13 protein-coding genes and 1 pseudogene are annotated in these 12,936 nt (G+C 67.5%); 9 read left to right on the plus strand and 5 right to left on the minus strand.

Translation table 11 applies throughout. The features are described from left to right. Window position 1: 1 nt before the first annotated feature. Window positions 2–835 (minus strand): mycofactocin-coupled SDR family oxidoreductase, encoded by an 834-nt coding sequence (locus AC5Y4T_RS13430; protein ID WP_499947733.1) that lies wholly within the window; start codon window positions 833–835, stop codon window positions 2–4. A gap of 190 nt (window positions 836–1,025) precedes the next feature. Here AC5Y4T_RS13430 and AC5Y4T_RS13435 point away from each other — a divergent pair. The 3 genes and pseudogenes from AC5Y4T_RS13435 to AC5Y4T_RS13445 all read left to right on the plus strand — a co-directional run. After that, a pseudogene (locus tag AC5Y4T_RS13435) lies at window positions 1,026–1,259 on the plus strand (nucleotidyl cyclase domain-containing protein); the annotation flags it as partial. 46 nt (window positions 1,260–1,305) lie between these two features. Further along, window positions 1,306–2,514, plus strand: a complete 1,209-nt coding sequence (locus AC5Y4T_RS13440; RefSeq protein ID WP_499953606.1) for an FAD-dependent oxidoreductase — start codon at window positions 1,306–1,308, stop codon at window positions 2,512–2,514. Window positions 2,515–2,527: 13 nt separating this feature from the next. Beyond that, window positions 2,528–3,004, plus strand: coding sequence for a Rid family hydrolase (locus AC5Y4T_RS13445; RefSeq protein ID WP_499953608.1), 477 nt, complete (start codon window positions 2,528–2,530; stop codon window positions 3,002–3,004). Between the two features lie 94 nt (window positions 3,005–3,098). Here the strand turns inward: AC5Y4T_RS13445 and AC5Y4T_RS13450 are convergent, their stop codons facing one another. Continuing rightward, window positions 3,099–3,878 carry a superoxide dismutase family protein gene (locus AC5Y4T_RS13450; RefSeq protein WP_499953613.1) on the minus strand — a complete coding sequence of 260 codons (780 nt, stop codon included), beginning with the start codon at window positions 3,876–3,878 and terminating at the stop codon, window positions 3,099–3,101. Window positions 3,879–3,955: 77 nt separating this feature from the next. Continuing rightward, window positions 3,956–4,264, minus strand: a complete 309-nt coding sequence (locus AC5Y4T_RS13455; RefSeq protein ID WP_499947725.1) for a WhiB family transcriptional regulator — start codon at window positions 4,262–4,264, stop codon at window positions 3,956–3,958. 358 nt (window positions 4,265–4,622) lie between these two features. Here AC5Y4T_RS13455 and AC5Y4T_RS13460 point away from each other — a divergent pair, with 358 nt between their 5' ends. The 3 genes from AC5Y4T_RS13460 (at window position 4,623) to AC5Y4T_RS13470 (ending at window position 6,876) form a co-directional block, all read left to right on the plus strand. After that, window positions 4,623–5,447 (plus strand): hypothetical protein, encoded by an 825-nt coding sequence (locus tag AC5Y4T_RS13460; RefSeq protein WP_499947724.1) that lies wholly within the window; start codon window positions 4,623–4,625, stop codon window positions 5,445–5,447. A 90-nt stretch (window positions 5,448–5,537) separates the two neighbouring features. Then, the gene (locus AC5Y4T_RS13465) at window positions 5,538–6,116 is read left to right on the plus strand and encodes a sigma-70 family RNA polymerase sigma factor (RefSeq protein ID WP_067353183.1); all 579 of its coding nucleotides are present in this window, start codon (window positions 5,538–5,540) and stop codon (window positions 6,114–6,116) included. Then, a complete protein-coding gene (locus AC5Y4T_RS13470; protein ID WP_499920570.1) occupies window positions 6,103–6,876 on the plus strand; it encodes an anti-sigma-D factor RsdA in 774 nt (257 codons plus the stop codon). The genes AC5Y4T_RS13465 and AC5Y4T_RS13470 overlap by 14 nt, the downstream gene beginning before the upstream one ends. A 4-nt stretch (window positions 6,877–6,880) precedes the next feature. On the opposite strand, the gene AC5Y4T_RS13475 is transcribed toward AC5Y4T_RS13470, so the two are convergent. Next, the gene (locus AC5Y4T_RS13475) at window positions 6,881–7,294 is read right to left on the minus strand and encodes a DUF5319 domain-containing protein (protein ID WP_007773416.1); all 414 of its coding nucleotides are present in this window, start codon (window positions 7,292–7,294) and stop codon (window positions 6,881–6,883) included. Between the two features lie 160 nt (window positions 7,295–7,454). Between AC5Y4T_RS13475 and guaB the strand changes: the two genes are divergently transcribed. Genes guaB through AC5Y4T_RS13490 form a run of 3 tightly spaced genes read left to right on the plus strand, consistent with a single transcriptional unit; the run spans window position 7,455 to window position 11,977 of the window. After that, window positions 7,455–9,050, plus strand: coding sequence for an IMP dehydrogenase (guaB, locus tag AC5Y4T_RS13480; protein WP_499920568.1), 1,596 nt, complete (start codon window positions 7,455–7,457; stop codon window positions 9,048–9,050). Window positions 9,051–9,057: 7 nt separating this feature from the next. Continuing rightward, window positions 9,058–10,185 carry a GuaB3 family IMP dehydrogenase-related protein gene (locus AC5Y4T_RS13485; protein ID WP_499953616.1) on the plus strand — a complete coding sequence of 376 codons (1,128 nt, stop codon included), beginning with the start codon at window positions 9,058–9,060 and terminating at the stop codon, window positions 10,183–10,185. A gap of 46 nt (window positions 10,186–10,231) precedes the next feature. Then, window positions 10,232–11,977 (plus strand): GMC family oxidoreductase N-terminal domain-containing protein, encoded by a 1,746-nt coding sequence (locus tag AC5Y4T_RS13490; RefSeq protein WP_499953619.1) that lies wholly within the window; start codon window positions 10,232–10,234, stop codon window positions 11,975–11,977. A 51-nt stretch (window positions 11,978–12,028) separates the two neighbouring features. Here the strand turns inward: AC5Y4T_RS13490 and AC5Y4T_RS13495 are convergent, their stop codons facing one another. Then, window positions 12,029–12,931 carry a TauD/TfdA dioxygenase family protein gene (locus tag AC5Y4T_RS13495; protein WP_499953624.1) on the minus strand — a complete coding sequence of 301 codons (903 nt, stop codon included), beginning with the start codon at window positions 12,929–12,931 and terminating at the stop codon, window positions 12,029–12,031. Between the last annotated feature and the right edge of the window lie 5 nt (window positions 12,932–12,936).

Raw genomic sequence — 12,936 nt, forward strand, 5'->3', positions numbered from 1 at the left:
ACTACTTCACCGAGATTCCGCCGTCGACCGGCAGCGTGACTCCGGTGATGTAGCGGCCCGAGCGTCCACAAAGGTAAACCATCGCCTCGCTCACATCCGCGGCTTCGATGAGCTCGACGGGCAACGGCGCCTGCAACGCGGAAGCACCTTCGGGGTGCTCGGCCATCAATTGGGCAAAGGGTTCGTTGACGATCATCGGTGTTGCGACTCCGGTCGGATGCACCGTGTTGACCCGAATGTTCTTCTCCGCCAAAGAGGTTGCGTAATATCTCATCAGGCCGACCACACCATGTTTGGCGGCCTGGTAGCCGGCCAAGCCGTGGCTCCGGCCGCTGAACGTCGGGCAAAGGCTGTTCAACCCAGCAGTCGAGCTCGTGATCACAATGGCCCCGCCCTCGCCGTGGTCGAGCATCGCGGGCAGGGCGGCCTCGATCGTGTAGTACACGCCGTTGAGCAACACGTTCACCGAATCGACGTAGGCGGCAATGTCGTAGCGCTGTTCGCCGACCGCCGGGAGGATCCCGGCGTTGGCGAGTATGAAGTCGACTCTGCCCAACTCGGCCACGCCGTTGGCGACAGCGGACCTCAGGCTCCGGAAGTCCCGGACGTCGCCTTGCTCCGCGACGATTCGGCGACCGGTCTTTTCGACCAGGTTGATCGTCTCGTCGAGATCCTCGCGGGTCGTCATCGGGTAGGCGACGCTGTCGATCTGACCGCAGAGGTCGAACGCGATGATGTCCGCGCCCTCCTCTGCGAACCGAATCGCATGCGACCGTCCTTGTCCACGCGCGGCTCCGGTGATGAACGCGACCTTGCCATCGAATTGGTTCGACATGACGATCTCCCTCCGGGTGTGAACTGAGTATCCGCCGGAAGCCTGCTGTTCGGCTGGGTAGTCGACTACTCAACGCGGCCCGGGCGTTGGGCTCCACCTATAGGTGGGCTCGTCGCACCATTCCCCGAGCGGTGGTGGGCACCGCTGCCTGGACCGCCATGTTGTTGGTCGTCGTCGGTTTCATCGCCGGGGCGACGGATTGGCGTTCACCCTGATCGGTGACACGGTCAACGTCGCGGCGCGCGTCGAGCAACTCACCAAGGCCACCGGGGACGCGATCCTGCTCACCCGGCGGTCAGTCCACGCGTTGGCTTGTCGACCGCCCGGACTCGTTGACCGGGGAGCACATGAAGTGAAAGGCAAGTCCGCCGCGGTCAAGATCTTCGGACTCGGTTCAGCGGTTACCCCGGCCGATGGCGGGTGAGTAGTCTGCTTTTGTATTCCACACTCCCACGAGGAATTTGAGAACCATGACGCAAGTGATGCGGACCCAGGTGTGCGTTGCCGGCGGCGGTCCCGCCGGCATGGTTCACGCCCTGCTGCTGGCGCGGGCCGGAATCCGGGTCGTCGTTCTGGAGAAGCACAACGACTTCCTGCGCGACTTCCGCGGCGACACCGTGCACCCGACAACCCTGCGGATCATGGACGAGCTGGGGTTCATCGACGAGTTCCTTCGGCTACCACACACCAAGATCGACCGCGTCGCCTTCGACACCGATGGCTCGATTCGCACCTTCGGCAACTTCAAAGTGCTCAAGCGGCTGGGATTCAGGCAGCCCTATATCGCCATGATGCCGCAGTGGGATTTCCTCGACTTCATCGCCGAAAAGGCCGCTGCCTACCCGGAATTCACCTTGGTCCGCAACGCAGAGGTCACCGACCTGGTATTCGACGGCGACCGGGTGGCCGGGGTGCGCACGCCCGACCTGGAGGTGTGGGCCGAGCTCGTCATCGCCGCGGACGGGCGCAAGTCCGCGGTGCGCGCGGTGGCGGGGTTGCAGACAGCCGCGGCGCACTCCCCGATGGACGTGCTGTGGTTCCGGCTGAAATGGCGCCCCGGCGACCCGGAGGAACTGTTCGCGGTGCTGCGTAAGGGCCTGATGATGGCCATGATCTACCGGGGCGATTACTGGCAGATCGCCTATCTGATGCCGAAGGGATCGAGCCCGCGCGATGGATCCCTGGAGGAGTTCAAGGAGCGGATCGTCACCGCGCAGCCGCGGCTGCGTGAGCACGTCAACGACCTGAGCTCGTGGGACGACACCAGCGAGCTCGACGTGCGGGTGGACCGGCTCGAGACGTGGTGGCGCACCGGGTTGCTGTGCATCGGCGATGCCGCGCACGCCATGTCGCCGGCCGGCGGCGTCGGCATCAACCTCGCCGTCGCCGATGCGGTCGCCGCGGCCAACATTTTGTGCGCCCCGCTTCGCGGTGGCCGGCTGACCGACAACGATCTCGCCAAGGTACAGCGGCGGCGCGAACTGCCCACCCGTATCGTTCAGGGCTTCCAGGTGCTGATGCAAGACAACGCGATCGCGCCGAATTTGAGCGGTGACCTTTCCCCGATCCGCATACCCAAGATCGTGGGTTTCGGCCCGCTGCAAGCTATCCCGCCGATCTTGGTCGGGCGCGGTTTCCGTCCCGAGCATGTCCGCACCCCGGACGTGCACGCGCGGTAACGCGTCGCGCCCCTTGGATTCCGGTGAAGCGCCGCCTGCGCCGCCGCCCGCGACGAAGATGGGCCACATGGATAGGCCGATATTCTCTGTCACTGCTGGCTATGGCGATCATCAGCTGCGGAACTTCCACTATTCACAGGCCGTTCGATACGGCGACCGGATAGAGACCGCCGGTCAAGGAGGTTGGGACGAGGGCTGGCACTACCCCGAGTCAGTTCGCGAGGAAGTCATTGCGGCCTTCGACAATGTCGAACGGACTTTGGCGACGGCCGGAGCCTCCTGGCGCGACGTGGTGCACGTGCACTCGTATCACGTGCCGGACGCAGACGGCCAGATTGGGCGCGAGCACTTGGATACCATGGTCGAACAGTTCCGTCGACGCATGGGCGACCGTGCGCCCCTGTGGACATGCATCGGTGTCGCCGCTTTGGCGGGTCCGCAGATGCGCGTCGAGATTCAAGTCACCGCCGTCGAGGCATCGCCCAAGTGACCGCGGCCGTCGAGACCGCCGCCGACTAGGCGGTTGCGAAACACCCCCGTTCCCTTGCGGATCGGGGGTGCCTCTTTCATGAGTGGCTTGAGTGTCAGCGCCCGGGCGGATAGTACTGCGGGGTCGTCACCGTCGTCGTCGGCGTGGACGTCGTGGTCGGGGTGCTGGTGACAGTGACGGTGCTGGTGCTGGTGCTGGTCGACGCCGGTGGCACGACGGTGGTGGTGGTGCTCGTCGTCACGCTGGTGGTCGACGTCGACGTCGACGTCGACGTCGTTGTCGTCGCGGACGGCGCCGCGATCACACCGCAGGCCAGGCGCTTGCCCGATTCGCCCGTGGGGGCGGTGGTGCCCAGATTGTCCGCAGTCTGGTGGATGATCAGCGCGGTGCCCGAGCCGTTCCTCAGGTCGGCGGAGGTGAACGCGTTACTGGTGGTGATAAGTTTCGCCGAGCCGTCGGATCGCACCTGCAACGCGGTCAGGTCGCCGCTGGCGGGATAACCCGTGTGATCGGCCGCCTGGTACACGCTTCCGGCGGAGTCGAAGTCGCCCGTCGAGCTCCCGTTGGGCGCAGCCGAATTGGCCTCGCACTTGCCCACCGCGTGGATTTGCAGGCCGTGGAAGCCGGGGCTGAGCACCTGGTTGGGGCCGGCTTCCACCGTCACCGTCGCGTAGCCGTTGGCAAATTCGAAGGTGGCGTTTGCGACCGGACTTCCGCCGGCGGTCTTCAGTTGGGTGGTCAGCCTCTCCGCGCCGGAAGTCGGACTGGTCAGCGGTGAGGTGTTGGGCTGACTGCCTTGCTGATTCGCGCATGCGGCTAACGGTGCGACGGTCGCGGTGAGCGCCGCGACCGCAAAACATGCGGCCTTGTTCATTTGCGGTGCCTACCCGCATTGGCCTGCCCCGAAACGGCGCAACCGGCTGGCGATGCCCTGCGGGATGCGAGCGTTGCTCAGGCGCTGCGGGGGATGGCGCGCCCGCGCCCGATGTCGCCCTTCAGCAACATGTCGCGTTCGGACTCCGACAGGCCACCCCAAACCCCGTAGGGCTCACCGACTTCGAGGGCGTGCGAGCGGCACGCCTGGATCACCGGGCACTGCCGACACATTTCCTTGGCGCGCTGCTCGCGTTGCATGCGGGCCCGGCCACGCTCTCCGTCGGGGTGGAAGAACATCGATGAGTCAACGCCGCGGCACACGCCCTGCAGTTGCCAATTCCAGATGTCGGCGTTGGGTCCAGGTAGCTGTTCCGGCTGTGGCATTGGTTCGTTCCCTCTCTGCACCGTCCGCTCGAGGTCAGGCTCGTGAAAGCGATTGATGCAACTTAAATTAAGTGGAGTGGGGTCACCGATGACTTCCCGTCATCCGTAGACGTTAGGGGCCGCGGTGAATTTCCGTCAATAGCCAGTTAGCCGGACAAAGTATGTGCCCGTTGGAGCAAAATTTACTTTGCGTTCATCTCCATTGAAAATGCGAAACGGGGGCCGTGCTACCAGGCAGTTGGCGGAAACGCGATTTCCCAGCTCAGCCCGCGGACGAGGGATAAGACAAATTTATCCATGGGCTATAGTGATTAACGGATCGGTAACATGAAGACCACAAACTGTTTACTACATCATTGTGATTGAAACTCGTCACACTTCCTTGATTGGGCGGCAGTTGGCCGACGCCGCCTTCGGCGACCGGCCCGATAGCTGGCCGCTGCCCTCGGCGACGACCCCGGCTCAGCTGTGGCTGCGCGCCGTCGCGGCCGGGGGGCAGGGACGGTACGGCGCTGCATTCCGCGACCTCGCGGCGCTGCGGCGCAGCGGACCGGCCGGGCGGCTGGCGTCGTTGGGCATGAGCACGCAGGGGTCGTTTTTGCGCCAACTCGGTTGGCACGCCCTGGCCCGCGGCTGGGACGGCCGCGCCCTCGCGCTGGCCGCCGGAGATCCCGAGGCGTGCGCCGACGCCCTCATCGGGCTGGCCGCAGACGCATTGGGCGTCGGGCGCTTCGCGGCCGCCGAGACGCTGCTGGCGCGCGCCGAGCCGCTGCTGGCATCGACCGACTCTGCGGTGCCCGACCGGCTGCCGGTGCGTCGACGATGGGTGGCCGCCGAGCTCGCGATGGCACGCGGCGACGGCGACGCCGCCGTCCGCCTTGCCGGCGAGGGGGTGAAGCTCGCGGCGGGCATGGCCGTCGCGTCGCCGCGGCACCGGGTGAAAAGCGATGTGGTGCTCGCCGCCGCGCTGTGCTGCGCGGGCGATCTCGAGCGCGCCCGCACGGTCGCCGACGCCGCGCTGCAGACCACCGAGCGGTTGGGGCTGCTGCCGCTTCGTTGGGCGCTGGCTTGCTTGCTGATCGATATCGAAAGTGTCACGTTTTCAACACATCAGCTGCACGAAATCCGCGATGTCTGCGCAGGCCAGGTGCGGCGCGCCGGAGGGACGTGGCGTTCCGCTTGAAACGGCTCCCCGCCCGTTATCGTCATTTCGTAAGTTAGCCCGGTTGGGCCGCGATGTGTCCGCTTCGTAACGTTGGAGAGATCACCGTCGATGACAATTCCAGCAGGGGAACGTCTCGACGCCGTGGTCGCCCAGGCCGTCACCGGAGACCACAACGCATTGAGGGAGGTGCTGGAGACCATCCGTCCGATCGTCGTCCGATATTGCCGAGCGCGTGTCGGCACGGTCGATCGGGGTGGGCTGTCAGCGGATGACGTGGCACAGGAGGTGTGCTTGGCGACTATCACGGCACTGCCGCGTTATCGCGATCGCGGACGCCCCTTCCTGGCCTTCCTCTATGGCATCGCGGCCCACAAGGTCGCCGATGCGCACCGGGCCGCCGGACGCGATCTGGCCTATCCCACCGACACGATTCCCGAGCGGTGGTCGAACGACGCGGGACCCGAACAGCTTGCGATCGAAGCCGATTCGGCGAGCCGGATGAGCGAAATGCTCGAGATCCTGCCCGCCAAGCAGCGCGAAATCCTGATCCTGCGTGTCGTCGTCGGGTTGTCCGCCGAGGAGACCGCCGCCGCGGTCGGCAGTACCACCGGGGCGGTCCGAGTTGCCCAGCACCGCGCTCTGTCGCGGTTGAAGTCCGAGATGATCGCGGCAGGTGACTGTGCCTGAATCCCTGGATGAATTCGCCCGCACCGACCTGCTGCTCGATGCGCTCGCGCAGCGCCGGCCGGTGGATGTCGAGGACCCCGACGTCGAGGTGCTGACCTCCTTGCTGGAGGACTGGCGCGACAACCTGAGGTGGCCGCCGGCCAGCGCGCTGGTGACGCCCGAAGAGGCGGTGAACGCGTTGCGGACCGGACTGGCCGAGCGCCCGCGGGGCCATCGTGGCCTGGCCGTCATCGGATCGGTCGCCGCGGCGCTGATAGTGCTCAGTGGGTTCGGCGCCATGGTGGTCGAGGCCCGCCCCGGCGGCACCCTGTACGGGTTGCACGCGATGTTCTTCGACGAACCCCAGGTACACGGAAGTCAAGAGATGCTCGCCGCCAAGGCCGACCTGGCGAAGGTCCAAGAATCGATCGACCGGGGGCAGTGGGAGCAGGCCAAGAATCAGCTGACCGAGGTGAGCAGCCTGGTGCAGTCGATCGACGACCCGGCCAGCAAACAAGACCTGACGAACCAGCTGAAGCTGTTGAACGCCAAGGTCGATGCGCGCGACCCGAACGCCACGCTGCCGGTCGCCTCGCCTCCCGCGGCGCCACCCGGGCCGGCCACCGCGATTCCGGCGGCGCCGCCCGCCGCCTCGGTCGCACCGACGAAAGTGGCCACGCCCGCGCCGCTCAGCCCGCCGAGCGTGCCGCCGAGTCCAAGCAAGCATCACCATCACGGGCAGACGCCACCCCCGGTGGCGCCGCTAAGCCCGAATCAGTGAGTGATCAGTGCCGGCGGTGGAAACCGTCGGCGTCGGACGTCGCCTCGTTGAGCGACGCGTCCGCGTAGCCCCGGCAGTAATCCCACGTGACGTAGGCATCCGGCTCGGGATCGTAGGCGGGCTCGTGCGGACGCACGGTCCCGTCGATCAGCAGCTGCAGCAGGTTCGCGCGCAGCATGTCCCAGTCGTGGTAGTGATCTTGCTGACATTCGTCGCAGCAGACCACGAGTCCGCGAATGCCCTTGTGCGCCAGCAGTGCCTCGTACACGGCCAGATCGGCGAGGTCGGCCTCGACGGCCATCCGCTCCTGTTGATCCAGGGGCTGGCCCGGCTCGACGGCTTCCAGCGCAGCCGACGGATCACAAGGGTCGTCGGCGAAGGGGTCGGGCGGCAAACCCGGTGGGAGGTGGTCGCGCACGCCCCTAGCCTACGCAGCCCGCCGGGGATAACGCCAGCAGGGAGCCCACGCGCCATTCCCTTCGTTTGGTGCGGGCGGCGCGCCCGAGCAAGCCGACTACCGCGGGAGGCGAGCCGATAGGATGGGCCTCTCACTCCGCATCGTTTGGAGGGCGCAGGAGATGACCCGTGGCACGTCCCACCTGGAAGACAGTTCCGACCTCGTCGGCAGTGCTTATGTGCGGGTAGGTGGCCTGGTCGATGACCCGGTGCCCACCGGAGGCGACAACCCGCACAAGATCGCCATGCTCGGGCTGACGTTCGACGACGTGCTCTTGCTGCCCGCGGCCTCCGACGTGGTCCCCGCGACCGCGGACACTTCCAGCCAGCTCACCAAGAAGATCAGGCTCAAGGTGCCGCTGGTGAGTTCGGCGATGGACACCGTCACCGAGTCGCGGATGGCGATCGCGATGGCCCGGGCCGGCGGCATGGGTGTTCTGCACCGCAACCTGCCGGTCGCCGAACAGGCCGGCCAGGTCGAGATGGTCAAACGTTCGGAGGCCGGCATGGTCACCGATCCCGTCACCTGCCGCCCCGACAACACCCTGGCCCAGGTCGACGCGATGTGCGCGCGGTTCCGGATCTCCGGGTTGCCGGTGGTCGACGAGTCTGGAGCGCTCGTCGGCATCATCACCAACCGCGACATGCGGTTCGAGGTCGACCAGACCAAGAAGGTCGCCGAGGTGATGACGAAGGCCCCGCTGATCACCGCGCAGGAGGGCGTGTCCGCCGACGCGGCCCTGGGCCTGTTGCGGCGCCACAAGATCGAGAAGCTGCCGATCGTCGACGGCCACGGCCGGCTGACCGGTCTGATCACCGTCAAGGATTTCGTCAAGACCGAGCAACACCCGCTGGCCACCAAGGACAGTGACGGCAGGCTGCTGGTGGGCGCCGCCGTCGGCGTCGGCGGCGACGCCTGGGTGCGCGCGATGATGCTGGTCGACGCCGGTGTCGACGTACTGATCGTGGACACCGCGCACGCGCACAACCGGCTGGTGCTCGACATGGTCGGCAAGCTCAAGGCCGAGGTGGGCGAGAAGGTCGAGGTGATCGGCGGCAACGTCGCGACCCGCTCGGCGGCCGCGGCCCTGGTCGCCGCCGGGGCCGACGCGGTGAAGGTGGGCGTCGGGCCGGGCTCGATCTGCACCACCCGGGTGGTGGCCGGCGTCGGCGCACCACAAATCACGGCGATTCTGGAGGCGGTCGCGGCCTGCGGCCCGGCGGGCGTGCCGGTGATCGCCGACGGCGGCCTGCAGTACTCGGGCGACATCGCCAAGGCACTGGCCGCCGGCGCGTCGACGGCCATGCTTGGCTCGCTGTTGGCGGGCACCGCCGAGGCCCCCGGCGAGCTGATCTTCGTCAACGGCAAGCAGTTCAAGAGCTATCGGGGGATGGGGTCGCTGGGCGCCATGGCCGGCCGCGGCTCGGGCACCGGAAAGTCGTACTCCAAGGACCGCTACTTCGCCGACGATGCGCTCTCCGAAGACAAGCTGGTGCCGGAGGGAATCGAGGGCCGGGTGCCCTTCCGCGGCCCGCTGTCCTCGGTGATCCACCAGCTGACCGGCGGGCTGCGCGCGGCGATGGGCTACACCGGCTCGGCGAGCATCGAGGCGCTGCAACAGGCGCAGTTCGTCCGGATCACGGCGGCGGGCTTGCGGGAAAGCCACCCGCACGACGTCGCCATGACCGTCGAAGCCCCCAACTACTACGCACGCTGAGGCCCACATGGTCGAGATCGGGATGGGCCGCGTCGCCCGTCGCAGTTATGAACTGAGCGAAATCAGCATCGTGGCGTCCCGGCGGACCCGCTCGTCGCAGGACGTGTCGACCGCCTGGCAGCTGGACGCCTACCGGTTCGAGATCCCGGTGTTGGCCCATCCGACCGACGCGCTGGTGTCGCCGGAGTTCGCGGTCGAGCTCGGCAAACTCGGCGGCCTGGGCGTGCTCAACGGCGAGGGACTGATCGGGCGGCACGCCGACGTCGAGGCCAAGATCGCGCAGCTGGTCGAGGCCGCCAGCAAGGAGCCTGAACCCTCGGCGGCGATCCGGCTGCTGCAGGAATTCCACTCCGCGCCAATCAACCCGGACCTGCTGGGCGCCGCGGTCGCCCGGATCCGGGAGGCGGGGGTCACCACCGCGGTGCGGGTCAGCCCGCAGAATGCGCAGGCGCTCACGCCGGTGCTGGTGCAGGCCGGCATCGACCTGCTGGTCATCCAGGGCACCATCGTCTCGGCCGAGAGGGTGGCCAGCGACGGCGAACCGCTGAACCTCAAGACCTTCATCTCCGAGCTCGACGTCCCGGTGGTCGCCGGCGGGGTGCAAGACCACCGCACCGCGCTGCACCTGATGCGCACCGGCGCCGCGGGCGTCATCGTCGGCTACGGCGCCACCAGGGGAGTGACCACCAGCGACGAGGTGCTGGGCATCAGCGTGCCGATGGCCACCGCGATCGCCGACGCCGCCGCCGCGCGGCGCGAGTACCTCGACGAGACCGGCGGCCGCTACGTGCACGTGCTGGCCGACGGCGACATCCACACCTCGGGCGAGCTGGCGAAGGCGATCGCCTGCGGGGCCGACGCGGTGGTGCTCGGCACGCCACTCGCCGAGTCGGCCGAGGCGCTGGGCGAGGGATGGTTCTGGCCGGCCGCCGCGGCGCACCCGTCGCTGCCGCGCGGGGCGCTGCTGCAGATCGCGGTCGGCGAGCGCCCGTCGCTGCGGCAGGTGCTCAACGGCCCCTCCGACGACCCGTTCGGCAGCCTCAACCTCGTCGGTGGGCTGCGCCGGTCGATGGCCAAGGCCGGCTATTGCGACCTCAAGGAGTTCCAGAAGGTCGGCCTGACCGTCGGTAGCTGACTGCGGGCGCTGGCTTGTTACCTGCGGGTAAGGCCATACTGGTGCGATGAAGCCGGATTACGACGTATTGATCATCGGTTCGGGTTTCGGGGGCAGCGTCAGCGCATTGCGGCTGACGGAGAAGGGCTACCGCGTTGGCGTACTCGAGGCCGGCCGCCGATTCGAGGACAAGGACTTCGCCGAGACGTCCTGGGATCTGCGCAAGTTCTTGTGGGCCCCGAAGCTGGGGTGCTACGGAATTCAGCGCATCCATCCGCTGAAGAACGTGTTGATCCTGGCCGGGGCCGGGGTAGGTGGCGGCTCGCTGAACTACGCCAACACCCTGTATGTGCCGCCGGAACCGTTCTTCAACGACCCGCAGTGGAAGCACATCACCGACTGGCGCGACGAGCTGATGCCGCACTACGAGCAGGCCAAGCGGATGCTCGGCGTGGTGGAGAACCCGACCTTCACCGACGCCGACCGGATCGTCAAACAGGTCGCGGACGAGATGGGCTGTGGCGACACGTTCGTGCCGACGCCGGTCGGCGTGTTCTTCGGACCCGACGGCACCAAGGCCCCGGGCAAGACCGTGCCGGACCCGTATTTCGGTGGCGCGGGGCCGGAGCGCACCGGGTGCCTGGAATGTGGTTGCTGCATGACCGGCTGCCGCTACGGCGCCAAGAACACCCTGCTGAAGAACTACCTCGCTCTCGCGGAATCGGCTGGGGCGCAAGTGATTCCGATGACCACGGTGAAGCGCTTCCGGCAGCGTCCCGACGGGCTGTGGGAGGTCCGCACCGTCCGCACCGGAAGTTGGCTGCGCCGCGACCGGCGCACCTACACGGCCAAGCATGTGGTCCTGGCCGCCGGAACCTGGGGCACCCAGCATCTGCTGTTCAACATGCGCGATCAGGGTCTGCTGCCGCGCCTCTCGAATCGGCTGGGCATGCTCACCCGCACCAATTCCGAATCCATCGTCGGCGCCGGGAAGCTCGAGGTCGACCCGGACCTCGACCTGACGCACGGGGTGGCGATCACGTCGTCGATCCACCCGACGTCGGACACCCACATCGAGCCGGTCCGCTACGGCAAGGGCTCCAACGCGATGGGGCTGCTGCAGACGCTGATGACCGACGGGACCGGCCCCGACGGTAGCGACGTGCCGCGCTGGAAGCAGCTGTGGGACCAGGCCCGCGACGATCCGCGCCGCATGATGCGGTTGCTCAACGTCAGTCAATGGAGCGAACGCACGCTGATCGCCCTGGTCATGCAGCACCTGGACAACTCGATCACCACCTACACCAAGCGCGGCAAGCTGGGCATCCGCTGGTACACCAGCAAGCAGGGACACGGCGAGCCGAACCCGACCTGGATTCCGGTCGGCAACCAGGTCACCCGCCGCATCGCCGACAAGATCGACGCCGTGGCCGGCGGCACCTGGGGAGAGCTGTTCAACATCCCGCTGACCGCGCATTTCCTGGGAGGCGCCGTGATCGGCGACAACGCCGAGCACGGGGTCATCGACCCGTATCACCGGGTTTACGGCTACCCGACGCTGTTCGTGGTGGACGGCGCGGCGATCTCGGCGAACCTGGGCGTCAACCCCTCGTTGTCAATTACCGCCCAGGCCGAGCGGGCCGCGTCGTTGTGGCCGAACGTCGGCGAGAACGACGAGCGCCCCGCGCAGGGCGAGCCGTATCGGCGGCTGGAGCCCATCCCGCCCCAGGCGCCCGTCGTCCCTGCCGAGGCGCCCGGCGCGCTGCGCTGGTTGCCGAGCAATCACATAAGCTCCACCGCCGACGCCAGCTAGCTTCGTGACGATCGCGAGCGCGGCGCAGCCGGGCGCTGCGGGTCGTCACCATCAGCTTGCGAGCGCGTCCAGCGGGGCGCCGCTGACAACCCGGCTGCGCTCACCGCGCACGTTGACCGGAACGTCGCCCATCAGGGTGACGCGGTGCATCAGCCGGGGCTGGTCGTCGTAGTCGTCGATCGCACGGTGCTGGGTCGCGCGGTTGTCCCACATGGCGACATCGCCGTGCGCCCAGTTCCAGCGAATCGTGTTCTCCGGCAAGGTGATCCGTCGCTGCAGCAGTTCCAGCAGGACACTGGATTCGTGACTGTCCAGGCCGACGAAGCCGCGCACGAAATCACCGGCCAGCAGGGTGCGTTCACCGGTCTCCGGATGCACCCGCACCACGGGATGCTCGGTGCGAAAGTCCGGCTTTTCGAACGCCTGCCGAAGCGCCCGCTGTGCGTCGCTCATCGACACGGCCGCTTCCGCGGTCACGTAGTCGTAGCGGTTGGTGTGCAGCGCCCAGAGATTTTCCGCCAGAGTTTTCAGCGGCTCGGGCAGGTGCTGATAAGCCGCCGCGGTCGACGCCCACAGCGTCGCACCGCCATAGCTCGGCAGCTTGACCGCGCGCAGGATCGACGCCGCGGGATAGTTGGCGGCGAACGTCACGTCGGTGTGCCAGCGGTTCGCCTTGCCGTACTCGGAGTCGATCGGGGTGATCACCGGGACGCCCCGGGCGGCCAGGGCGCCGGCGGCCGGGTGGCCCACGGGCGTGCCCAGCAACTCGGCGAACGCGAGCTGCCGGGAGTCGTCGAGGTGGTGCTGGTGACGGAAGAAGATCACCTTGTGGGCCAACAGCGCCCGGCGGATCTCCTCGACCGCGTCCTGGTCGAGATCGCCGCCCAGGCGAACCCCGTCCACCCGGGCGCCGATGCGGCTGCCCAGCTTGGTGACGGTTAACTGACCTGTCATTTTCG

The sequence above is a fragment of the Mycobacterium sp. NGS11 genome (assembly GCF_059813315.1).